Origin of the sequence: Streptomyces sp. NPDC006365 (assembly GCF_042870755.1) — a bacterium.
Classification (GTDB): domain Bacteria; phylum Actinomycetota; class Actinomycetes; order Streptomycetales; family Streptomycetaceae; genus Streptomyces; species Streptomyces xiangluensis.
Window position 1 is genome coordinate 48568 of the sequence record NZ_JBIAHS010000001.1, and the last position, 20827, is coordinate 69394.

The 20827-nt window shown below is 70.3% G+C and carries 23 protein-coding genes; 14 read left to right on the forward strand and 9 right to left on the reverse strand.

Annotated elements, in window-relative coordinates:
- Positions 1 to 161 precede the first annotated feature (161 nt).
- Genes ACFYO0_RS00250 through ACFYO0_RS00260 form a run of 3 tightly spaced genes read left to right on the forward strand, consistent with a single transcriptional unit; the run spans position 162 to position 3027 of the window.
- Positions 162 to 1379: a Gfo/Idh/MocA family protein gene (locus ACFYO0_RS00250; protein ID WP_388668173.1), complete on the forward strand. Its 1218-nt coding sequence runs from the start codon at positions 162 to 164 to the stop codon at positions 1377 to 1379.
- Positions 1376 to 2311, forward strand: a complete 936-nt coding sequence (locus ACFYO0_RS00255) for a PmoA family protein (RefSeq protein ID WP_388668176.1) — start codon at positions 1376 to 1378, stop codon at positions 2309 to 2311. The genes ACFYO0_RS00250 and ACFYO0_RS00255 overlap by 4 nt, the downstream gene beginning before the upstream one ends.
- Positions 2305 to 3027, forward strand: a complete 723-nt coding sequence (locus tag ACFYO0_RS00260; RefSeq protein ID WP_388668179.1) for a cupin domain-containing protein — start codon at positions 2305 to 2307, stop codon at positions 3025 to 3027. Before ACFYO0_RS00255 ends, ACFYO0_RS00260 begins: the two co-directional genes overlap by 7 nt.
- Positions 3028 to 3045: 18 nt before the next feature.
- Here ACFYO0_RS00260 and ACFYO0_RS00265 read toward each other — a convergent pair whose 3' ends face one another.
- Positions 3046 to 3522 carry a winged helix-turn-helix transcriptional regulator gene (locus ACFYO0_RS00265; protein ID WP_388668182.1) on the reverse strand — a complete coding sequence of 159 codons (477 nt, stop codon included), beginning with the start codon at positions 3520 to 3522 and terminating at the stop codon, positions 3046 to 3048.
- Between the two features lie 43 nt (positions 3523 to 3565).
- A complete protein-coding gene (locus ACFYO0_RS00270; RefSeq protein ID WP_388668185.1) occupies positions 3566 to 4360 on the reverse strand; it encodes a TVP38/TMEM64 family protein in 795 nt (264 codons plus the stop codon).
- Between the two features lie 49 nt (positions 4361 to 4409).
- On the opposite strand from ACFYO0_RS00270, the gene ACFYO0_RS00275 reads away from it, so the two are divergent.
- The 3 genes from ACFYO0_RS00275 to ACFYO0_RS00285 all read left to right on the forward strand — a co-directional run bounded on the left by ACFYO0_RS00275 (position 4410) and on the right by ACFYO0_RS00285 (position 7946).
- On the forward strand, positions 4410 to 5138 hold the full coding sequence (locus tag ACFYO0_RS00275) for a DNA alkylation repair protein (protein ID WP_388668188.1): 729 nt from the start codon (positions 4410 to 4412) through the stop codon (positions 5136 to 5138).
- Between the two features lie 318 nt (positions 5139 to 5456).
- Positions 5457 to 6638 (forward strand): elongation factor Tu, encoded by a 1182-nt coding sequence (gene tuf, locus ACFYO0_RS00280; RefSeq protein WP_388668191.1) that lies wholly within the window; start codon positions 5457 to 5459, stop codon positions 6636 to 6638.
- A 456-nt stretch (positions 6639 to 7094) separates the two neighbouring features.
- Positions 7095 to 7946, forward strand: a complete 852-nt coding sequence (locus ACFYO0_RS00285) for a spermidine synthase (protein WP_388668195.1) — start codon at positions 7095 to 7097, stop codon at positions 7944 to 7946.
- A gap of 20 nt (positions 7947 to 7966) precedes the next feature.
- Here the strand turns inward: ACFYO0_RS00285 and ACFYO0_RS00290 are convergent, their stop codons facing one another.
- The 3 genes from ACFYO0_RS00290 to ACFYO0_RS00300 all read right to left on the reverse strand — a co-directional run bounded on the left by ACFYO0_RS00290 (position 7967) and on the right by ACFYO0_RS00300 (position 10850).
- Positions 7967 to 9274, reverse strand: a complete 1308-nt coding sequence (locus ACFYO0_RS00290; RefSeq protein WP_388668198.1) for an MFS transporter — start codon at positions 9272 to 9274, stop codon at positions 7967 to 7969.
- A 99-nt stretch (positions 9275 to 9373) separates the two neighbouring features.
- A complete protein-coding gene (locus ACFYO0_RS00295; RefSeq protein ID WP_388668201.1) occupies positions 9374 to 10402 on the reverse strand; it encodes a hypothetical protein in 1029 nt (342 codons plus the stop codon).
- Positions 10403 to 10466: 64 nt separating this feature from the next.
- A complete protein-coding gene (locus ACFYO0_RS00300; RefSeq protein WP_388668204.1) occupies positions 10467 to 10850 on the reverse strand; it encodes a hypothetical protein in 384 nt (127 codons plus the stop codon).
- Between the two features lie 179 nt (positions 10851 to 11029).
- Here ACFYO0_RS00300 and ACFYO0_RS00305 point away from each other — a divergent pair, with 179 nt between their 5' ends.
- The 3 genes from ACFYO0_RS00305 (at position 11030) to ACFYO0_RS00315 (ending at position 13204) form a co-directional block, all read left to right on the forward strand.
- Entirely contained in the window at positions 11030 to 11467 is a 438-nt protein-coding gene (locus ACFYO0_RS00305; protein WP_388670767.1) for a DUF4442 domain-containing protein, read from the forward strand.
- Between the two features lie 163 nt (positions 11468 to 11630).
- Complete coding sequence (locus ACFYO0_RS00310; RefSeq protein ID WP_388668206.1) at positions 11631 to 11852, forward strand: hypothetical protein; 222 nt, start codon at positions 11631 to 11633, stop codon at positions 11850 to 11852.
- Between the two features lie 536 nt (positions 11853 to 12388).
- Positions 12389 to 13204, forward strand: a complete 816-nt coding sequence (locus ACFYO0_RS00315; protein ID WP_388668209.1) for an SAM-dependent methyltransferase — start codon at positions 12389 to 12391, stop codon at positions 13202 to 13204.
- Between the two features lie 40 nt (positions 13205 to 13244).
- Here the strand turns inward: ACFYO0_RS00315 and ACFYO0_RS00320 are convergent, their stop codons facing one another.
- Positions 13245 to 14159 (reverse strand): helix-turn-helix domain-containing protein, encoded by a 915-nt coding sequence (locus tag ACFYO0_RS00320; protein ID WP_388668212.1) that lies wholly within the window; start codon positions 14157 to 14159, stop codon positions 13245 to 13247.
- A 188-nt stretch (positions 14160 to 14347) separates the two neighbouring features.
- Between ACFYO0_RS00320 and ACFYO0_RS00325 the strand changes: the two genes are divergently transcribed.
- Together ACFYO0_RS00325 and ACFYO0_RS00330 are read left to right on the forward strand one after the other, a co-directional pair.
- Complete coding sequence (locus tag ACFYO0_RS00325) at positions 14348 to 15163, forward strand: DUF427 domain-containing protein (protein WP_388668215.1); 816 nt, start codon at positions 14348 to 14350, stop codon at positions 15161 to 15163.
- Between the two features lie 146 nt (positions 15164 to 15309).
- The gene (locus tag ACFYO0_RS00330; protein WP_388668218.1) at positions 15310 to 15969 is read left to right on the forward strand and encodes a DedA family protein; all 660 of its coding nucleotides are present in this window, start codon (positions 15310 to 15312) and stop codon (positions 15967 to 15969) included.
- Between the two features lie 102 nt (positions 15970 to 16071).
- On the opposite strand, the gene ACFYO0_RS00335 is transcribed toward ACFYO0_RS00330, so the two are convergent.
- Positions 16072 to 16602: a gamma carbonic anhydrase family protein gene (locus ACFYO0_RS00335; protein ID WP_388668221.1), complete on the reverse strand. Its 531-nt coding sequence runs from the start codon at positions 16600 to 16602 to the stop codon at positions 16072 to 16074.
- A 120-nt stretch (positions 16603 to 16722) separates the two neighbouring features.
- Between ACFYO0_RS00335 and ACFYO0_RS00340 the strand changes: the two genes are divergently transcribed.
- A complete protein-coding gene (locus ACFYO0_RS00340; RefSeq protein WP_388668224.1) occupies positions 16723 to 17514 on the forward strand; it encodes an acyltransferase in 792 nt (263 codons plus the stop codon).
- On the opposite strand, the gene ACFYO0_RS00345 is transcribed toward ACFYO0_RS00340, so the two are convergent.
- Positions 17511 to 18362: an EamA family transporter gene (locus ACFYO0_RS00345; protein WP_388668228.1), complete on the reverse strand. Its 852-nt coding sequence runs from the start codon at positions 18360 to 18362 to the stop codon at positions 17511 to 17513. The genes ACFYO0_RS00340 and ACFYO0_RS00345 overlap by 4 nt on opposite strands.
- Positions 18363 to 18477: 115 nt before the next feature.
- Here ACFYO0_RS00345 and ACFYO0_RS00350 point away from each other — a divergent pair, with 115 nt between their 5' ends.
- Both ACFYO0_RS00350 and ACFYO0_RS00355 read left to right on the forward strand, forming a co-directional pair.
- Positions 18478 to 19050: a helix-turn-helix domain-containing protein gene (locus tag ACFYO0_RS00350; RefSeq protein WP_388668231.1), complete on the forward strand. Its 573-nt coding sequence runs from the start codon at positions 18478 to 18480 to the stop codon at positions 19048 to 19050.
- A gap of 43 nt (positions 19051 to 19093) precedes the next feature.
- Positions 19094 to 19651 (forward strand): YbaK/EbsC family protein, encoded by a 558-nt coding sequence (locus tag ACFYO0_RS00355; RefSeq protein WP_388668234.1) that lies wholly within the window; start codon positions 19094 to 19096, stop codon positions 19649 to 19651.
- 9 nt (positions 19652 to 19660) lie between these two features.
- Here ACFYO0_RS00355 and ACFYO0_RS00360 read toward each other — a convergent pair whose 3' ends face one another.
- Positions 19661 to 20764 carry a cation diffusion facilitator family transporter gene (locus ACFYO0_RS00360; protein WP_388668237.1) on the reverse strand — a complete coding sequence of 368 codons (1104 nt, stop codon included), beginning with the start codon at positions 20762 to 20764 and terminating at the stop codon, positions 19661 to 19663.
- Positions 20765 to 20827: the final 63 nt, after the last annotated feature.

Below are 20827 nucleotides of genomic sequence, written 5' to 3' on the forward strand. Positions count from 1 at the left end.
GTGCACGCTCTGCAACGCTGGACAGGGTGTTGACCCGCCCCGACCTCGGCGCTTACGTTTCCGCGAGGAGTGAAAGCGCTTGCTGCGATCGGTGGCCAACCGGGGTCGGCGGGCGTCCGCCAGAGCCGAACGTCACGTCCGATGGAGTGCTGATCACGTAGATGCGTACCCCCCGCGACGCAACCCCCAGCGAGACGATCCCGCACCAGAGTTCGCGCCGGACCTCGTCCGAGAAACGCCCCGCGGCCCCGTTCGACGGCCGCCGCATCAAGGCCGCGATCGTCGGCACCGGAGCCATCGCCGGCAGCCACCTGCCCGCCCTCGCCGCACTCGCCGCCGAGGGCGAGGTGGAGATCGTCGCGGCGGTCGACATCGACGCCGAAGCGGTCAAGCGGTTCTGCGCGGAGGGCGGTGTCCCACACGGGTACACCGATCTCGACCGGATGCTGGCCGAACAGCGCCCGGACCTCGTCTCCGTGTGTACCCCGCCGACCCTGCACCGTGCGCAGACCGTCGCCGCGCTGCGGGCCGGTGCCTGGGTGTGGTGCGAGAAGCCGCCCGTGCCCTCGCTCGCCGACTTCGACGCCGTGGAGGCCGAGGAAGGGCTCGACGGTGGTCCCTATGCCGCCATCGTCTTCCAGCACCGTTTCGGCTCGGGCGCGAGACACGTACGACGCCTGATCGCCGAGGAGGCGATGGGGCGGCCGCTCGTGGCGCACTGCCAGACCACCTGGTATCGCAACGCCGCCTACTACGCGGTGCCCTGGCGCGGAAAGTGGCAGACCGAAGGCGGCGGGCCCGCCATGGGGCACGGCATCCACCAGATGGATCTGCTGCTCGACCTGCTCGGCCCGTGGACCGAGGTACGGGCCATGGCCGGACGCCTGGTGCACGATGTGCAGACGGAGGATGTCTCGACCGCGCTCGTACGCTTCGAGAGCGGTGCTCTCGCGACGGTGGTCAACAGCGTGCTCAGCCCGGACGAGGTCAGCCGCATCCGCATCGACTGCGAGCGGGCGACGGTCGAACTCACCCACCTCTACGGCCACAGCAACGACAACTGGCGCGTCATCCCGGTGCCGGACGCACCGGCCGAGGACGTGGCCGCCTGGCAGAACTTCGGCGCGGACGTGCCGAGTTCACACCTGGCCCAGCTGCGGGAGCTGGTCGCGAGCATGCGCGCGGGCGAGCGTCCGCGCAGCAGCGGCGCCGACGGTCGCACCAGCCTGGAGCTGATCACCGCGCTCTACAAGTCGGCGTTCACGGACACGACTGTTCGGGCCGGCGAGATCGGCCCCGGCGACCCCTACTACACCGCCCTGCACGGCGGCGCCCCCGGCTGGGCACCGGCGACGCACGAGAAGGAGGTACCGGCATGACCGCACAGGACGGACTGCGCATCGTCCACGCCCACGGCGACCGCATCACCATCACCGAACCCACCACCGGCGTCGAGCTGTTCAGCTATGTGTACGGCCCCGAGGCGGCCTGGGAGGCCCCGAAGCCGTACGTGCATCCGCTCAGGACCCTGGCGGGCAACGTTGTCACCGACTACCGGCCCAACGACCATCGCTGGCACAAGGGCCTCCAGATGACCGCCTCGCATCTGTCGGGGGCGAACCTGTGGGGCGGCAATTCGTACGTGCACGGACAGGGGTATCTCGAACTCCCGGAGCGTGTCGGGTCGATGGCGCACGTCAAGTTTGGCGAGGTCGGCTCGGACAGTGGCCGTTCTGTCATCGCCGAGCGGCTCACCTGGCATCCGTACGACGGCACGCTCTGGGCGGACGAAGAGCGCCGTATCGAGGTGCATGACGTGGACCCGTCGTCCGGGTCCTGGGCGCTGACCTGGACGACCGCCGTCACCAACCGGCGGGACGAGCCCCTGCGGTTCGGCAGTCCCACGACGGCCGGGCGGGAGATGGCCGGTTACACGGGTCTCTTCTGGCGCGGCCCTCGCGCCTTCCGGGACGGGCGCATCATCGGGCCCGACAGCGAAGGACCCGAGATGATGGGGCAGCAGGCGCCCTGGCTCGCGTACTCCGGCGAGCACGACGTCACCGACGGCCACGCGACCCTCGTCTTCGCGCACGCCCCGGAGAACGACCACACCGGCGCGGGTGGCTCCCACCCGGCCCACTGGTTCGTCCGCCACGAGCCGTTCGCGGCCGTCGCCCCGTCCTTCGCCTTCTTCGACGAACTGGAGCTCGCGCCCGGCGACACCCTCACCCGCCGCTACCGCGTCATCGTCGCCGACGGCGCCTGGGAGCGTGAGGAGATCGCCAAGTACCTGGAGGAGCACCCGTGGTGAGCGCCGCCCCCGGCTTCGCCGGACTCCCCGGAGCCGTCGCCGTCTCGCATCTGTCCGTCTACGACTGGCCCGCCACGGACGGGGTGTGCGGCGGAACTCCCCATCTGCACCTGACCTGTTCGGAGGCGTATGTCGTCACCGGCGGGCGGGGCGCGGTGCAGACCCTGACGACGTCCGGATACGAGGTGACGCCCCTCGCACCCGGCACGGTCGCCTGGTTCACGCCCGGCACCATCCACCGGCTCGTCAACGAGAACGACCTGCGCATCACCGTCCTCATGCAGAACAACGGCCTGCCGGAGGCGGGCGACGCGGTGCTCACGCTGCCCCCGAAGTACCTGACCGACCCGGAGACCTACGCCGCTGCCACCGTCATCCCGGCGGACGCACCCGAGGACGAGCGGGAGCGCATCGCCCGCGCCCGGCGTGACCTCGCCCTCGAGGGCTACCGGGCGCTGCGCGACGCAAACGGGCCCGAGGCGCTGGCCGCGTTCCACAGGGCCGCTGCCGCGCTCGTACGGCCCCGGCTCGCCGAGTGGCGCGAGCGCTGGGAACGCGGGGCACAGGCGGCTGCCGCGGCCACGGGGGATCAGCTCGACCGGCTGGAGAAGGGTGACGTGTCCCACCTCGCCGACGCCGCCGTACGCGCCGAACAGCCGTCGGCGTACGGCAAGTTCGGGATGTGCGGGCGGCTCGACGTGTATCAGGGAACGTAAAGGAACGTAAGCGCGGCTCTATGCCACCGCGGGCCCTGTCACCGTCCAGCCCGGGGCCTGCGAGTGGGCCGCCAAGTCGTCGTGCCGGACCTCCTCGCCGCACTCCGAGCAGACGAGGACCGGCACCAGTTCGTGTCCGCCGGCGGATCCGTTGTCACCTACGTGTTCGAGCACCATGGGGCGATCGTCGGCGTTGAGGTGGCGGTCGCCCCATGCCATGAGCGTCAGGAGCACCGGCTCCAGCTCCAGGCCGGCCTGCGTGGGCCGGTACTCGAAGCGCGGCGGCTTCTCGCTGTACGCGACCTTTTCCAGGATCCCGGCGCCGACCAGCCGCTTCAGGCGGGTCGTGAGTACGTCGCGTGGAGCGCCGATGTTGCGCACCAGCTGGTCGAACCGCGTGGCGCCCAGGGACACCTCGCGCAGGACGAGCAAGGAGTACTTCTCGCCGACGAGAGCGAGCGTGTCGGCGATCGAGCAGGGGCGGGCGTCCTTCATGCGGCCAGTGTAGGGGGTGGGTTGGTTTGTCCAACCCACTGAGTCATGGCCTCTTCGAGGCGAAATGGTGGCGCTTGCGCCAGGCGATGGCCGTTCCCACCAGGGCCGGGAGGGCGATGCAGGCCATGGCGATCAGGAAGGTGGGGGACGTCGGCGTCGAGGCGCGGGCGCCGGCGACGACGTATGCCGCGGTGTTCGGGATCGAGCCGAGCCCCGTGGCGAGGAGGAAGGGGAGGTAGCCCATACGGGAGAAGGACGCGCAGTAGTTCGCCGCCCAGAACGGCACTCCGGGGAACAGTCGCGCGGCCATCATCGAGCGGAAGCCGTGTCGGCTGAGCTGGCCGTCGGCGAGCTTCAGCCAGCGCCCGCGCAGCAGGGGCCGTAGCGCGTCCTGTCCGAGGATCCGGCCGAGCCCGAATGCGATCCCCGCCCCGAGTACCGTGCCGGTGAGCGCGGCTCCGAGCCCCAGCTGCGAGCCGAAGAGGGCGCCCGCCGCGAGATTGAGGAGCGGCCGGGGCACGAAGGCGACCGTGCACAGCCCGTACGCCACCGCGAACACCACGGCCGCCGCGGCACCGTTCAGCTGTGGGGGCCAGCCGTCGGCGAGCAGCTTCTGCGGCTGGAAGAGCAGCACGGTCGCGGCGGCGGCCATGAGCAGCGTCACGAGCAGGGCCAGCCGGGACCAGGGAGAGAGCAGCGCCCTCGTGCAGCGCGCGGCAAGACCCGTCGGCGTGGCGGCGAACTCGGGGGCGGCGAACTCGGCGGAGCCGAGCTCCGTGGCGACGGCCGGGGGAGCGGCCGTGGCGGTGCCCCCAGAGCGGGTGGTGGCATCGAGCATTCGGCGACACTAACTGACCCATGTGTGTGATCGCCGTATGGTTCGTCTCATGGGCGTCACAGCCACCGGAACGTCAGATGGCCGTTTGGAGCCGCCCCGCAGCGCCGTCGCGGACGCTCTGCTGGAGCGGCTCACATCCGCATACGCGGCGGCGGCCGATTCCGGCCGGGCCGAGTCGATGCGCGCGTACATGAAGGACATCGCGCCCTTCCTCGGCCTGACCACGCCGGATCGCCGCGCGCTCTCACGAACCGTGCTGGCAGGCACGCCCCGCCCAGACGAGGCGGACTGCACGGCGGTGGCGCTGCGCTGCTGGCGTTTGCCGCAACGCGAGTACCACTACTTCGCAGTCGACTATCTGCGCCGCCATGTGACGCGTCTCTCGTCCGGCTTCCTGCCGGTGGCACGCCATCTCGTCTCCACGGTCCCCTGGTGGGACACCGTCGACCTGCTCGCCTGCCATGTGGTGGGAGGCCTGGTGGCCGCCGACCCGAAGCTGCGGGCCGACATGGACGCCTGGATCGAGGACGACGACCTGTGGATCGCCCGCACGGCCCTCCTCCACCAGCTCCGCTACAAGGACTCCACCGACACCGGACGCCTCTTCGCGTACTGCGTCCGCCAGTCCGGCCACCCCGACTTCTTCATCCGCAAGGCGATCGGCTGGTGCCTGCGCGAGTACGCCAAGACGGACCCGGAGGCGGTACGCGCGTTCGTGGCCCGGGAACGGCTCTCACCACTCTCTGCGCGTGAGGCGCTCAAGAACATCGGCCCCTGACGGACCAGCAGAACCACTGGTGAGCCCCAGGTTCACGTCCGCCTCCCGGCCGCCGAAATTCACTCGACGTCGGCTGATACGTCAGCAATGATCTCCTCATGTTCCGGCACGCCTTCCTCCTCGCAGCATCCGCACTCGCGGATGCCCCGAAGGCTGCCGTCCTGACCACAGTGGCCGCCGTCGACGGCGCCCGAAGCTGACCCTCTCCGGATCGTCCGGCGGACCCCGCAGGGGGAGGGTCGGCAAGTTCCTTGGGGTCCCCGTCCCGCATCGCCGGGACCATCACTCGGTTCCACTGAGAGGCTTCGAGGTACCGCCATGTCCAAAACGGCTTACGTCCGCACGAAACCACATCTGAACATCGGCACGATGGGCCATGTCGACCACGGCAAGACCACCCTGACCGCCGCCATCACCAAGGTCCTCGCCGAGCGCGGCTCCGGCACCTTCATTCCGTTCGACCGGATCGACCGGGCGCCGGAGGAGGCCGCGCGCGGCATCACCATCAACATCGCGCACGTCGAGTACGAGACCGACACCCGGCACTACGCGCACGTCGACATGCCCGGCCACGCCGACTACGTCAAGAACATGGTCACCGGGGCCGCGCAACTCGACGGCGCGATCCTCGTCGTCTCCGCGCTCGACGGGATCATGCCGCAGACCGCCGAACACGTGCTGCTCGCCCGGCAGGTGGGCGTCAACCACATCGTCGTCGCCCTCAACAAGGCCGACGCCGTCGCCGACGGCGAGGACGCTGTGCTCACCGACCTCGTCGAACTGGAGGTCCGCGAGCTGCTCTCCGCGCACGGCTACGGCGGCGACTCCGTACCGGTCGTACGGGTCTCCGGGCTCAAGGCCCTTGAGGGGGACCCGCGTTGGACCGCGGCGATCGGCGCGCTGCTGGACGCCGTGGACACATACGTGCCGATGCCCGAGCGGTATCTCGACGCGCCGTTCCTGCTGCCCGTCGAGAACGTGCTCACCATCACCGGACGCGGCACGGTCGTGACGGGCGCGGTCGAGCGCGGCACGATTCGCGTGGGTGACCGTGTCGAAGTGCTCGGTGCTTCCGTGGACACCGTCGTCACCGGCCTGGAGACCTTCGGCAAGCCGATGGAGGAGGCGCAGGCAGGGGACAACGTGGCGTTGCTGCTGCGCGGTGTCGCACGCGACGCGGTGCGCCGCGGTCATATCGTCGCGGCGCCCGGCAGCGTCGTACCCAGTCGCCATTTCTCGGCACAGGTGTACGTCCTGTCGACGCGCGAGGGCGGCCGTACGACGCCGGTGTCCACCGGGTACCGGCCGCAGTTCTACATCCGCACCGCGGATGTGGTCGGTGACGTCGACCTCGGCGAGCGGGCTGTTGCCCGGCCCGGCGAGACCGTCACCATGACGGTCTCGTTGGGCCGCGACGTCCCGCTGGAGCCGGGCCTCGGCTTCGCGATCCGCGAAGGTGGCCGGACGGTTGGTGCGGGCACGGTGACGTCGGTCGGCTGACCGTGCGGGTGGGCTGGGGCAGGGTTTTCCTTTCCCCAAGCCCACCCCTTCCCGAAACTGGGGGCTGCGCCCCCCGGCACCCCGGCCAGGGAGTGGGGTGACTGTCGTGTCGCGACTGCGGGTGCGTCGTGGCTGGTCGCGCAGTTCCCCGCGCCCCTAAAAGGGGCGCTCCCGGAGCCGTCAGCCACCATGCTCACCAGCCATTACGTGCCCGCAGCTTCCCACCGGCGGGAGGGGACGTGGGTCGGTGCGTCGTATGCCCGTCGCGTAGGTTCTGTCTCAGGTCACCTGCGCCCTGTGGGAGCCGGAGGGCCGTATGCCCACCCTGCGACGGGCTGACGCACCGGTCCGCGGCCCCGACCCACCACCCACCCAGGGGCGCGAGGAACTGCGCGACCAGCCACAACGAACCCGCACCCGAAAACGAACCCACCCGCCCAACCGCCGGAGGCACCCGTGGACGAACGGATACCTGTGACCCGCCCCGTGGCCCACGGAACCGCCAAGCTGCTCCCGGACATCGATCGGAAGGGCGCCTGGCTGCTGACGGTGAACGACGCCCCGCAGTCGTACGTCGACCTCGACGCACCAACGCACCTGGAGTTCGAGTACGCCCGACGGCTCGGGCACGTCCTCGACACCCTCGCGGAGCCCGGGCGCCCGCTCGACGTGCTGCACCTCGGCGGCGGCGCACTCACCATGCCCCGGTATCTCGCCGCGACCCGGCCCGGCTCCCGCCAGGACGTCGTCGAGGCCGACCGAGGGCTGATCGACCTGATCAACGAGCACGTCCCCGTCCCCGACGATGCCGGCGTCAGACTGCACGCCGCTGACGCCCGCGCCTGGCTGGAGAGCGAAAGCGCCGCCGCCGACTCCGTCGACGTACTGATCGCCGACGTCTTCGGCGGCTCACGCGTGCCGGCGCACCTGACATCGGTGGCGTACGCCCGAGAGGCCGAGCGGGTCCTGCGCGACGACGGGGTCTATCTGGCGAACCTCGCCGACACCGCGCCCTTCGCCTTCCTGCGCTCCCAACTCGCCACGTTCTCAACGGTGTTCGAGGAACTGGCGTTGATCGCCGAGCCGGGCGTGCTGCGCGGTCGCCGGTTCGGCAACGCGATCCTCGTCGCCGCCCATCACCCCGTCGACACGACCACCCTGGCCCGCCGTACCGCCTCCGACGCATTCCCGGCCCGTATCGAACACGGGGCCGCGCTGCGCGACTTCATGGGGGACGCCCAGCCCGTACGGGACGCGAACGCGGTGCCGTCGCCCGAACCACCGGACGGCGCGTTCAGCATCGGCTGACGCAGCCTTGACCGTGCCCTTCACGAGCCCTCGGCCGCGCTCTTCCAGCCCGCCGGCTCACTCGTCGTCGGCACTCCCACGACCACTTCCTTCGTACGGCGCGTCATGTTCCGTACGTCGGACACGCACAACACCGCCGCCGTCACCACGATCACCAGCACGGTGCACCCCCACAGGGCCGCCGTACGCCCGAAGGCCTCCTCCGCCGGGCCCGCGAGGGCCGTGGCCAGCGGGACCATCGAGACGGAGCCGAACCAGTCGTACGCCGAGACACGGGAGAGCCGGTCCTCGGGGATCTCCTGGTGCAGCGCGGTCATCCAGGAAACCCCGAAGACCTCGAGGGCCACACCGCTCACGAACATCACCGCACAGAGCCCGGCCACCGACAGGGGCACCGCGAGCGCGGCCGACGGCGCGGCCAGCGGGAAGACGCAGAGGGTGCCCGCGAGGAGCATGCGGCGTGGTTTCCAGCGCATCATCAGGATCGCGCCGCCGACGTTCCCGGCGCCGAACGCGCCGAGAGCCAGCCCCCACGGCGCCGCCCCGCCGAGGCTGTCCCGCGCGACCAGCGGTCCGTACACCGACTCGGCGGCGGCGACCACGGCGACCACGACGGAGAACTGCGCGACGATCGACCACAGCCAGGGCCGGCCGACGACCTCGCGCCAGCCGTCCCGGAGATCCGCGAGCAGGCCCTCGCCCGGCTCGCGCGGCGGTACGTGGCTCACGTCGAGGAAGGCCCGCAGCGACCCGGCGACCGCGAACGCCACCGCGTCCACCGCGAGCACCCAGCCGGGGCCGATCGCCGCCACCATCGCCCCACCGACGGCCGCCCCGCCGAGACCGGACCCCTGCGTCGCCAGCCGGAACAACGCGAAGGCGCGGCCGACCTGTTCGCCGCTGACGGAGGACATCAGCATGCCCTCGGCCGCGGGACCGAAGAACGCCTGGCCCGTGCCGCCGAGCGCGGTCAGGAGCATCATCTGCCAGAGCCGCGGCTCCCCGGCGAGCACGAGGACCGCGAAGGCCGCCTGCGAAAGGCAGTTGAGGGCGTTGGCCGCGACCATCACCCGATGCCGCGGCAGCCGGTCCGCGACCGCGCCGCCGATCAGCAGGAACAGCACCAGCGGGAGCGTACGGGCCGCTGCCACCAGGCCCACGTCGCCGCCGTCACCGCCCGCGTCGAGCACCGCGAACGCCGCCGCGATCAGCGCGCCCTGGCTGCCGAGACTCGTCACGACCGAGGCGGCGGTCAGCAGCGTGTAGTTCCGGCCGGCCCAGTCGGGGCGGCGGCGCAGACGTCTCGGGGCAGCGGCGGGACCGGTCACTGGTGAACTATCGCGTCACCGCCCCGACTTGCCAATCGCGTTTAGCGCCGAAACCCGGGAACCCCTACAACGCCCGGCGAACCCAGCAAGCCCGGCATGTTACGAATCCGTGGGAGCGTCATCCGTGAGACGAACCGTGGTGAGGATCTTCTGAATCGTCGCCTCCGGAATCTCGTCGTCTACGCCCTTGGCGCCGTACAGATTCCAGGTGACGAAATCGCCCGCGCCGTTCTTGAACGCGAAGGTGATGGCCTTGCCGTCGGAGTCGCACTTTCCGTTCTGCGGAGTGTTCTGCGAATACGCCGTGGCGACGCTGCCCTCAAGGCCCGAAGCCGTCCTGAACGGCTTCGGCTTGGTGAACTTGATGCTCTTCTTGTCAGGCTGCGTAAAGCCGCCGAAGATCCACCAGGGAACTCGCGTCTCGGCCGCCTGAGCCGTGCTCGTGGCGCCGTTCTCCCCACGTGTTCCGGCAGTGGCGAGAGCGGTGTCCTCCTCACGGCCGTCCTTGTCGGAGTCGTCCGAGCACCACTTGGACTTGAGATAGGCCGGGGCCGTGACGGTGGTCCGGTCCAGCTTGCCCTTCTCTTCCCATTCGAAGCCGACGCTGGTGCCCGCGCTGTCGAGCTCCCAGTCGGCGGGCACGTCGAACTCGGTGCCGAACCGCGGGTTCACCACGACCTTCCAGCCGGGAATGGTCGGCTTCTCGCTCTCGGTGCCGCGCGGATTGTCCCCACCGCCGGATGCGGACGCGCTCGGCTTCTTCGACGCGGGGGCCGTAGTGGCCGGGCCCTTCTTGTCGGGGGCGTTCGCCGTGTCGTCCTTGTCGCCGCCCAGGACCAGAAATCCGGTGACGCCGGCCGCGACGACGACGGCGGCGGCCGCGACGATCGCGACGACCTTCGTCTTGTTGTTGCCACCGCCGCCCTGCGGCGGCTGGGGAGCGCCCAGCGGATCCACGGGCGTACCCCAGCCCGGCTGACCGGGCTGCTGCGCATAGGGGTTGGGCTGCTGCTGATATCCGGGCTGCTGATACGGATTCGGCTGCTGGTACCCCGGCTGCTGATACGGATTCTGATTCGGGTCCTGCGGGTTCTGCTCGCCCCCGGGCGGCTGCTGTCCTGGCCACATGGGCGCCCACCCTAGCGGCGCGCGGACACGTTTTTGTCACTGACTCTCGTCAGCGGTGTACCGGTCAGGACCCCGACGGGTCCGTGTACAGCCGTACGGTGCTGAGGATTTTCTTCACCGTCGCGTCCGGTACTTCCCCGGATGCACCCTTTGCACCGTGGAACCACCAGAAGGCGAAGTCGCCGTCGGCGTTCTTGAAGCCGACCACGGTCGACTTGCCGTCGCTGTCACACTTCCCCGACTTCTTCACGCCCGTCGACCACGCGGTGCCCACACTGTCCGTGATGCCGGACTTCGTCGTGTACGACTCCACGGCGTCGGCGTCGATGTCCGCCTTCTCCTGTTGCGTATACGCCCCGTAGACCCAGGAGTTCGAGTCGGCGCGAGCGATCTCCTCCGTGCTCTTGGCGGCCGGCACGTCGAAGGCGATGCCGGTCTTGGGGTTCACCACGGCCTTCCAGTCCGCGACCGTCGGCTGTTCCCCGTCCGGGCCGTCCGGGCCGCGCTCATTGCCCGAACTGGTCGGCTGCGACTGGACTTGGCGGGGTCCGGCTAAGCCTTCTCGGCTTCGGCTTCTGGCCGGGAAGGCTACTCGCGGGTAACGTTGCGGTCATGAGCGCAGACCAGATGTCGATCGGCGAGATGCTCGCCGCCACGGTGCCGATGGTCCGGACCCTGAAACTCGAGTACCTCGAGACCACGCCGGAGAAGGCCGTTCTCGCCCTGCCCGATCAGAGCGAATACCACAACCATGTCGGCGGGCCGCACGCCGGAGCGATTTTCACGCTGGGGGAGTCGGCGAGCGGGGCGGTCGTCCTCGCCGCCTTCGGGGACCAGCTCTCGCGCGCCGTACCGCTCGCCGTCAGCGCGGAGATCGCGTACAAGAAGCTTGCGCGCGGGTCCGTCACGGCCACCGCGACGCTCGGTCGTCCCATCGCCGACGTCATCGCCGAACTGGACGACGGCAAGCGCCCCGAGTTCCCGGTGGCCGTCGTCATCCAGCGGGAGGACGGTGCCGTTACCGGAGAGATGACGGTCGTCTGGACACTTCGCCCGAACAACTGAACCCGTTCGCGGCCTGGTTGCCGAGTCCTGGCAGATTCCCGGGTACGCAACTGCCGACGGCGAGCGGTGATTCGTACCCGAGGAGCCCGCACGATGGGAAGCGCGGATGGTTCGCGCTTCCGGGCCTCGGGAACGCGAGGCCCGGCGATGAGCGGAGGTTGCGATGGTGCTCGTGGTGATCGTCGGGGTCGCTCTGCTCGGCCTCGTCGCCTGGGCGACGACCGTGCTGATTCGGCGGGAGCGCCGGCGCCCCGAAAGAACCGCTGACGCCCACCGAATCGAGTCGGCCGCCACACGGGGAATCCGCGATGCCCGCCGCCGGGCCCGCGCACTCGACCGGATCGGCGGCGCCGGCGGTATCAGCCGCCTGGACGTGCGTGAGTAGATACGTCCCACCCTTCCCGGACGACGGGGACCCACCCTCACCGTGGCCGCCCTCACTCCTTACGAGGAACTGACGCCGTAACCAGCGCTATTGCCTCACCCGTCACACAGGCCACTATGGTTCTTCACGTCACCGGCCCATCGGTGGCGGCGAGGCCCGGGACCGGGCGTGAGCCAGTAGGGACGGCTCGCGAGCGAAGGTCGCCAGGGCCACCGGCTTGCCTCTTTCGCCCCTCCGGCGACGAGGTCGGCATCGCCGCGGTGTAAGAAAGCGGCCATCGCGGCGCTGGGCGGGCGCCCTGGGTTCTCTCCGGGGCGCCCCGCACGGTGGCCTCCTGCGGGACGCCGGGCCCGAGCTCACCCGCCCCGCGAATGCGCCGGAAACCAGCCAATGATCAGCTGAACATGGGCAGTTGGTGGCTCGTGAACTTACCTGCGCCGAGCCGTGAGGAATAACGTGGGCGCCACGGCTGGTATTCGCCTATGTGCCCGTTCAACGCGGCGCGGACCCCGCACCGACTACACACAGGAGCGTCCATGACTGATGAGCCGAACATCTCCGACCCGGAGGCGCTCTCCAAGATCGACACCACTGTGCCGCAGTCGGCCCGGATCTGGAACTACTGGCTGGGCGGGAAGGACAACTACGAGGTCGACCGCGTAGCCGGTGACGCGTTCCGCGAGATCTTCCCCGGGATCGAGACCGGAGCGCGTGCCGCCCGGTACTTCCTGGCCCGCGCCGTCCGGCATCTGGCCGCAGAGGAGGGCATCCGGCAGTTCCTGGACATCGGTACCGGGCTGCCCAACGTGGACAACACGCATGAGATCGCCCAACGGGTCGCCCCTGAATGCAAGATCGTCTACGTCGACAACGACCCCCTGGTGCTCGCACACGCCCGCGCGCTGCTCACCAGCACCCCCGAGGGCGTCACCAACTATGTCGACGCCGACCTGCGCAAGCCGGCCACCATCGTGCGGGAGGCCCAGAAGACGCTGGACTTCGATCAGCCGATCGCTCTCATGCTGATGGGCATCCTGGGCCACATCGAGGACTACGACGAGGCCCGCTCGATCGTGCGGCAACTGGTGGACGCCCTGCCCCCGGGCAGTTATCTGGTCCAGTACGACAGCACGAATACCAGCGAGGAGTACGTCACGGCCATCCAGCAGTACAACGAGGGCGGTTCGATCCCGTACATCCTGCGCAGCCCCGAGCAGATCGCGCGCTACTTCGACGGTCTGAAACTGCTCGAACCCGGCGTCGCGTCATGCTCACGCTGGCGCCCCGACACCAGCGCCTGGGGCCTGCCGGCGGAGGTGCACCAGTACGGCGGCGTGGCCCTCAAGCGCTGAGGCCCACCGGCTGCGCGGCCTGACGAAGCGCGTCCGCAGGTCAGGTCTCCTGGAGGATCCGGTGCAGGATCGCGGGCGTCGACTCCGGTGACTGGGCCTGCACCACCAGGCGGTTCATGACGCCCCAGTAGTACTCGATCTCGGCCGGCTTGTCGGGATAGAGGGCACTGGCGAGTTGCTCGAGGTAGACCACGTCGGGCAACTGGCCGCCGGGCAGCCGCAGGATGGTGACCGGGCCGCCTGACGCCGCATGCCCGCCGGCGCGGAACGGCATGATCTGGAGGGTGACCCGCGGGAGTTGGGAGACCTCGATGAGGTGCCGGAGCTGGGCGCGCATCGTGCTGGTGCCGCCCACCGCACGCCGCAGCGCCGCCTCGTCGATCACGGCCCAGAGCTGAGGCGGCTGCTGCCGACCCAGGATCCGCCGGCGGGTCATCCGCAGGGTGACCCGCCGGTCCAGCTCGTCCGCGGAGGCGTCAGGTTGGTCGAGGCGGAGGGCGGCGCGGGCGTAGTCGGGGGTCTGGAGCAGGCCGGGAACACGCTGCACCTCGAAGCAGCGGATGAGCGTGGCTGCCTGCTCGACTCCCAGGTAGGCCTGCATCCAGCTGGGCACCACGTCGTTGTAGGCCTGCCACCAGCCGGGGGTGTTGGCCTCCTTGGCCAGAGCCAGCAAGGTGGCGCGCTCGGCCTCGTCCGTGACTCCGTACAGCGTGAGGAGATCGGACACGTCCCGCAGTTTGCAGCCGTGGCGGCCGGTCTCCAGCCGGCTGATCTTGGACTGTGAGGCACGGATGACATGGCCCGCTGCATCACGGGAGATGTGCTGCTCCTCCCGCAGCCGGCGCAGACGTGCGCCCAGTACGAGGCGCGGCACCATGGGCCCCGCCGACCCGGCCGACGTGCCGTCCAGGAATTCGCTGTCGGACGGTGAATGAACGGCCTCTGTGGTGCCCATGGGCATGCTCCCTGCGGTGAACGCAACTCTGCACGCGTGAAAGCGCTGCGCTCAGCCAGGATAAGGGCTGACGGGTACATGATCTTCAACTTGGCGCAACCCAACGGATCAACGACCCAAAGGGAACCCTTCGGTTCCATATGACCAGATTTCTTGTACTCGGCGGGGGCGTCGGTGAGCATGGGGCAATGAGCGTGTTGTTCACCATGCGATCCGTACGGACCACCCCGGAGGGCTTCCTGTGGGAGCCCAGCGAACGCTGGGTCCGTGGCCGCAAGGGCGATGTCACCGTCGTCGACAGCCGCCACCCCGTACTCGTCTGGGAGCCGGACCGGCCCGTCCCGCTGTACGCGTTCCCCCGCGACGAGGTCCGCGAGGACCTGCTCCGGCCGGCGAAGAACCCCCGGACGGGCAAACACTCCGGATCGCGGATCTTCTACGACCTCGAAGTCGACGGCGAACTGCTGGAGAACGCTGCCTGGACCTACCCCGCCGAGGACCTGGCCGGCCACATCGCCTTCGAGTGGTCCGAGCGGAGCGGCCGGGGGCTCGACCACTGGTACGAGGAAGAGGAAGAGATCTTCATCCACCCCAAGGACCCGCACCACCGGGTGGACGCCCTCGCCAGCAGCCGCCACATCCAGGTCGAGATCGACGGCACGGTCGTCGCAGACACCCGCCGCCCCGTTCTGCTCTTCGAGACCGGCCTGCCGGTGCGGTACTACATCCCGCGCGAGGACGTCCGCCTCGACCTCTTCGACCGAACCGGCCACAGCACGGGCTGCCCGTACAAGGGCACTGCCCAGTACTGGTCATTGCGGGGCGACCTCGACGTCCCCGGGAACATCGTCTGGAGCTACCCGGACCCGCTGCCGACGGCGGCCGCCATCAAGGGACTCCTCGCCTTCTACAACGAAGCGGTCGACATCACCGTGGACGGCGAACGCATCGAGCGCCCTGTCACTCCCTTCACCGAGACGCTCTCGCCGCGACCGTTGAGCTGACCACCCCCGCTCCGGTACTCGTGAGCAGCCGTGCGAGCACCGGTACGCCGTTGCCGTCCCCGTCAGCAGGTACGCTGCCCCGGCGCGCGCTCAACACGGAGCGCACGCCGGGAACGCGTGTTCAGTGACCAGGGGAGGAAGCGGCGTTGCACGTCCAGGAATGGCTCGAGACCGTGCCGGCGATCAGTATCTACGTCCTGGTGGGCGTGGTCATCGGTCTGGAAAGCTTGGGCATTCCGCTGCCCGGCGAGATCATCCTGGTCTCCTCGGCGCTGCTCGCCTCCCAGCACGGCGAGATCGACCCGCTCATCCTCGGCGCCTGTGCGAGTGCGGGCGCCATCATCGGTGACTCCATCGGCTACGCCATCGGACGCAAGGGCGGACGCCCGATGCTGGCCTGGCTCGGCGGCAAGTTCCCCAAGCACTTCAGCGAGGGCCATATCGCCACCGCGGAACGGTCCTTCGAGAAGTGGGGCATGTGGGCCGTCTTCTTCGGCCGCTTCGTGGCCCTGCTGCGGATCTTCGCGGGCCCCCTCGCGGGCGTACTGCACATGCCGTACTGGAAGTTCCTCATCGCCAACGTCTTCGGCGGCATCCTCTGGGCAGGCGGTACCACGGCGGTCATCTATTACGTCGGAGTGGTCGCCGAGGCGTGGCTCAAGCGGTTCTCCTGGCTGGGACTTGTGGTGGCGGTGCTCATCGGCCTTGTGTCGATGCTGGTCGTCAAGCGCAAGGCCAAGCAGATGTCGGCAGAGGCGAAGGCGCCTGCGGCGGCTGAGCCGGAGCCGGTGCCGGCCACTGACTGATCTGCGGGTCCGTTGCGGCTGGTCGCTCACCCACTCTCGGCTTCGCTCGAGCGGGGGGACCCCCATCGCGGCGGAGCCGCCCAATGTCACAGCCCAGCGCCCCTACGGGGCGCCCACCTCCCGGTGTGTCTGCGCCAGCTCCGTGTAAACCGCCGCGTTCAGCGCAATCCCCTCGCGCTCCTCCGCCGTCAGCTCCCGCCGCACCTTCGCCGGTACGCCCGCGACCAGCGACCCCGGCGGCACCCGCATCCCCTGCGGCACCAGGGCCTGCGCCGCGACCAAGGACCCCGCCCCGATCACCGCGCCGTTCAGCACAGTGGCACCCATCCCGATCAGACAGTCGTCCTCCACCGTGGCACCGTGCACCACGGCGTTGTGCCCGATCGAGACGCGCTCGCCGATGGTGAGGGGGAAACCGGGGTCGACGTGGAGCGTGCAGTTGTCCTGGACGTTGCTGCCCGTGCCGATGACGATCGGCTCGAACTCGGCTCGCAGCACCGCGCCGTACCAGACGCTCGCGCCCGCGTGCAGCGTCACATCGCCGAGCACCACGGACGTGGGGGCGGCGAACGCCTCCTGATCCACCTTCGGATCTTTGCCGCCCACGCTCGCGATCAGCGCCTCGTGCGTCATCGTCAACTCCTCGTCTCGTCGCTACCGGCACCGTAAGCCATCGGTCCGGATGGCCGGGTGGGGCGAAGATCACAGGCGTACGGCCTCTTGGGTGCGGCGCCCGCTGAGTACGGTGAGCGGGTGCCCAGGAGCAGGAACACGTTCTCGTCATGGCGGCGCCGCCTAGTCCAGCGCGCCGTGCATGCGGGCTGGGCCTGGGTGCAGCGCACGGGATCCGTGAGCGCCGAGAGCCCGGGACGGTTCCGCTTCGGCGCGATGGGAACAGGTACCAGGCTCGCCTTCCCGCTCGGCACGGTCTTCGGTGAGCCGTGGATCCATCTCGGCGCCCACTGCATCGTCGCCGAACAGGTCACGCTGACCGCCGGGTTGATGCCCGATCTCGACCTCGGCCCCGATCCCATTCTGCGTATCGGCGATGGTGTCGTGCTCGGTCGCGGCAGCCACGTCATCGCCGACACGACGGTCACGATCGGCAGCGACTGCTACTTCGGGCCCTATGTGTACGTGACGTCCACGAACCACTCGTACGACGATCCCCACGAGCCGATCGGCAAGCAGTGGCCGCGGATGGAGGCGGTGGAGATCGGCTCCGGGTGCTGGATCGGGACGGGTGCGGTGATCCTGCCCGGCGCGCGGATCGGGCGGAACGTCGTGGTGGCGGCCGGTGCGGTGGTCCGCGGAGTGGTGCCCGACCACGCGGTGGTGGCCGGGGCCCCGGCGCGTGTCGTACGGCGCTGGTCGCCGGGCGACGGGTGGCAGCCACCCCTGCGTACGCCGGCTCCGGTGCCGATCCCCGAAGGCGTCACACCGGACCAGCTGCTGGCCCTGACCGAACTCGACGCGGAGGGCGCCGCCCGCCTCGCCGCGCTGGGCGCCGAGGGCGCCGTCGACGACGTACGCGCCGACTCCTAACCGGTTGCGAGCAGTACGGTGCCGACGATGGCCAGGCCCGCACCCGCCGCCTGGACGCCGCGCAGCCGTTCGCCGAGGACGCCGCGTGCGGCCAGGGCCGTGACCACCGGGTAGAGCGAGGCGAGTACGGCCGCCACGGTGACCGGGCCGTTCCGGGCGGCCAGCGAGTACGTAGCGTTGGCGGCGACATCGGCGAGGCCGACGAAGGCGAGGGCCGGGAGCGCGGCCGGTGAGAGCTTCGGGGGAGCCTCGGTGCCGCGGCGGACGGCGGCGTACAGGGCGGTGGCGCCCGCGACGACGTTCGTGATGCGCTGGACGAACAGGGCGAGGAAGAGGCCGGTGAGAGTGGTCGAGGCCTCGGCGATCAGGGCCATCACCGCGCCGAATCCGAACGCCGCCAGCAGGGTGAGCAGGACGGCCTGCCGCTGCACGGGTGCGCCCTTGAACTGCGGGCCGCCGGCGAGCACGACGCCCACGACCGCGACCGCGATCCCCGCGAACTGCAGCAGCCCAGGGCGCTCGCCGAGGACAAGGCCCACCCCCACCGGGACGGCGACGCCGAGGGAGCCCAGCGGTGAGACGACACCCATCGGGCCCAGGGCGAGCGCCTTGTAGAAGGCGTACATCGCGACCGGCCCGACGAGCCCCGCCGCCACCGCGAACCACAGCAGCGGACCCGCCTCGCTCCAGGCACCCGTCGCCACCACGATCGCGCCGAGCACGACGGTGGCGATCGACTGCGAGACGACCACCACGGTCAGCGCCGGCGTACGCCGGGTCAGCAGCCCGCCGCCGAAGTCGGCCAGCCCCCACAGGACGCTGGTGGCCAGGGCGAAGAATGCTGTCACGGAGTGCCTCGCAGTACAGTGCAGTGAACGAACGGGTGCACCAGACCATAGTGCAAAGCATTGAACTCTGGCATCCAGAATATTGAACTCAGGTATTGGACGTATTGGACGTGATGTGTCGGACCTCGAACTGCTGACCCAGTCCCTGGCGCGCAACGTCAAGCGCTGGCGCAGCGAGCGCGGCTTCACCCTGGAGACACTCGCCGCTCGCGCCGGGGTCAGCCGCGGCATGCTCATCCAGATCGAGCAGGCGCGCACCAACCCCAGCCTCGGCACCGTCGTCAAGATCGGCGACGCCCTCGGCATCAGCATCACCACCCTGCTCGACTACGAGCAGGGACCGAAGGTCCGGATCGTCCCGGCCGAGCAGGCCGTACGGCTCTGGCACACCGAGGCCGGCAGCTACAACCGGCTCCTCGCGGGCACGGAGGCGCCCGGCCCGCTGGAGATGTGGGACTGGCTGCTGATGCCGGGTGAGGGCAGCTCCTCGGACGCGCACCCGGCCGGCACGGTCGAACTCATCCATGTCACGGCGGGCGAGCTGACGCTCACCGTCGACGGCAGGGAGCACCGGGTCCCCGCGGGCGCGAGCGCCTCCTTCGAGGCCAACGTGCCCCATACGTATGCCAATTCGGGCGACGTACCGCTGGAGATGGTCATGACGGTGTCGGTCCCGGGCGTGCACTGAGACAGCCGTCGAAGGCCGTCCGTACGCCTGTTAGCGTGCGGTCATGCGTGCACCCATCGGACACTTCGACAACGCAACGCCCGCGCCCGACTGCCTTGACGAACTGACCCGCCCGGTCGCCGACGCCGTACGCCACTGGCGCGGCAACGTCCCCGCCGAGCAGATCGTGTACGTCGACACCGAGCCGGAGTGGGCCGACACCGCCACATTCCTCGAGCACTACGGTCCGGAACTCCTCGACCAGTCGGCCAACTGCGTGGTCGTCGCGGGCAAGCGAGGCGGGGAGAGCACGCTCGCCGCCTGCGTCGTGCTCTCCGGCACCCGGGTCGATGTGAACGGCGTGGTCCGGCGCCAACTCGGCGCGCGCAAGGCGTCGTTCGCGCCGACGGACACGGCCACCGGCGAGACCGGGATGGAGTACGGCGGGATCACGCCGATCGGGCTGCCCGCCGCCTGGCCGGTGCTCGTGGACTCGGCGGTGGTCGATCTGCCGTACGTCCTGGTCGGCAGCGGCCGCCGGCGCGGGAAGCTGCTGGTGCCGGGGAAGGCGTTCGCGGAGTTGCCGAACGCTGTCGTGGTGGAGGGGCTCGGCGTCGCCTGACCCCGTCGGTCACGCCGTGTGGTGGGCCAGGGCCAGGTGGGGATCCGTCTCGCCGGGCGCGGGTGACGGGTCGGCGTGGACCAGGGCCGCGGTGAGCCCGGGAACGGCGTGCAGCAGGGCGTGCTCCGCCTCGACGGCCACGCGGTGCGCCTGGCGTACGGTCACGTCACCGTCCACGACCACCGCCACCTCGGCCCGCAGCCGGTGGCCGATCCAGCGCAGCCGCAGTTCACCGATGCCCTGCACGCCCGGCACCTCACGCAGTGCCCGCTCGGCCCGGTCGACCAGCGCCGGGTCGATCCCGTCCAGCACCCGGCGGAAGACTTCACGTGCGGCGTCCCGCAGGACCAGCAGCAGGGCCGCCGTGATCGCCAGTCCGACGATGGGGTCGGCCAGTTGCCAGCCGAGCGCCGCGCCGCCCGCGCCCAGCAGGACGGCGAGCGAGGTGAAGCCGTCCGTGCGCGCGTGCAGACCGTCCGCGACGAGCGCGGCCGAGCCGATCGCACGGCCGACGCGGATGCGGTAGCGGGCCACCCACTCGTTGCCCGCGAAGCCGATCACGGCTGCGGCGGCGACCACCGGAATGTGCTCGACCGGGCGCGGATCGAGCAGCCGGTCGACCGCCGTCCAGCCCGCGAAGACCGCGGACCCGGCGATCGTCAGCACGATCACGAGGCCCGCCAGGTCCTCGGCCCGGCCGTAGCCGTACGTGAACCGCCGCGTGGCCGCGCGCCGGCCCAGCACGAACGCGATCCCGAGGGGCACGGCGGTGAGTGCGTCGGCGGCGTTGTGCACGGTGTCGCCCAGCAGCGCGACCGAACCGGAGACCACGACAACGCCCGCCTGCGCCACGGCGGTCACACCGAGCACGGACAGGGAGATCCACAGCGCCCGGATGCCGCGGGCGGAGGACTCCAGGGCGGCGTCGACCTTGTCGGCGGTCTCGTGGGAGTGGGGCGTGAGGAGGTGGCTCAGCCGATGGAACGGACGGGAGAGGCGCGAGCGATGCCCGCCGCCGTCGTGACGGTGACCGTGATCATGCTCGTGGCTGTGTCCGTGCTCGTGTCCGTGCTCATTCTGGTGGTGGGCGTGCCCATGGTGCTCGGCGCTCACAAGCGACCCCTTTCCGTGCCCGGGAGTGGAACTCCACGCGGGAGTGGACTCGGCAAGGCCCAC

Excerpts from the sequence above, each read along its gene's own strand:
- ACFYO0_RS00250 (WP_388668173.1), top strand. The coding sequence starts at position 162 with ATGCGTACCCCCCGCGACGCAACCCCCAGCGAGACGATCCCGCACCAG.
- ACFYO0_RS00255 (WP_388668176.1), top strand. The coding sequence starts at position 1,376 with ATGACCGCACAGGACGGACTGCGCATCGTCCACGCCCACGGCGACCGC.
- ACFYO0_RS00265 (WP_388668182.1), bottom strand. The coding sequence starts at position 3,522 with ATGAAGGACGCCCGCCCCTGCTCGATCGCCGACACGCTCGCTCTCGTC.
- ACFYO0_RS00270 (WP_388668185.1), bottom strand. The coding sequence starts at position 4,360 with ATGCTCGATGCCACCACCCGCTCTGGGGGCACCGCCACGGCCGCTCCC.
- ACFYO0_RS00275 (WP_388668188.1), top strand. The coding sequence starts at position 4,410 with ATGGGCGTCACAGCCACCGGAACGTCAGATGGCCGTTTGGAGCCGCCC.
- tuf (WP_388668191.1), top strand. The coding sequence starts at position 5,457 with ATGTCCAAAACGGCTTACGTCCGCACGAAACCACATCTGAACATCGGC.
- ACFYO0_RS00295 (WP_388668201.1), bottom strand. The coding sequence starts at position 10,402 with ATGTGGCCAGGACAGCAGCCGCCCGGGGGCGAGCAGAACCCGCAGGAC.
- ACFYO0_RS00305 (WP_388670767.1), top strand. The coding sequence starts at position 11,030 with ATGTCGATCGGCGAGATGCTCGCCGCCACGGTGCCGATGGTCCGGACC.
- ACFYO0_RS00310 (WP_388668206.1), top strand. The coding sequence starts at position 11,631 with ATGGTGCTCGTGGTGATCGTCGGGGTCGCTCTGCTCGGCCTCGTCGCC.
- ACFYO0_RS00315 (WP_388668209.1), top strand. The coding sequence starts at position 12,389 with ATGACTGATGAGCCGAACATCTCCGACCCGGAGGCGCTCTCCAAGATC.
- ACFYO0_RS00320 (WP_388668212.1), bottom strand. The coding sequence starts at position 14,159 with ATGGGCACCACAGAGGCCGTTCATTCACCGTCCGACAGCGAATTCCTG.
- ACFYO0_RS00325 (WP_388668215.1), top strand. The coding sequence starts at position 14,348 with ATGAGCGTGTTGTTCACCATGCGATCCGTACGGACCACCCCGGAGGGC.
- ACFYO0_RS00335 (WP_388668221.1), bottom strand. The coding sequence starts at position 16,602 with ATGACGCACGAGGCGCTGATCGCGAGCGTGGGCGGCAAAGATCCGAAG.
- ACFYO0_RS00355 (WP_388668234.1), top strand. The coding sequence starts at position 19,094 with ATGCGTGCACCCATCGGACACTTCGACAACGCAACGCCCGCGCCCGAC.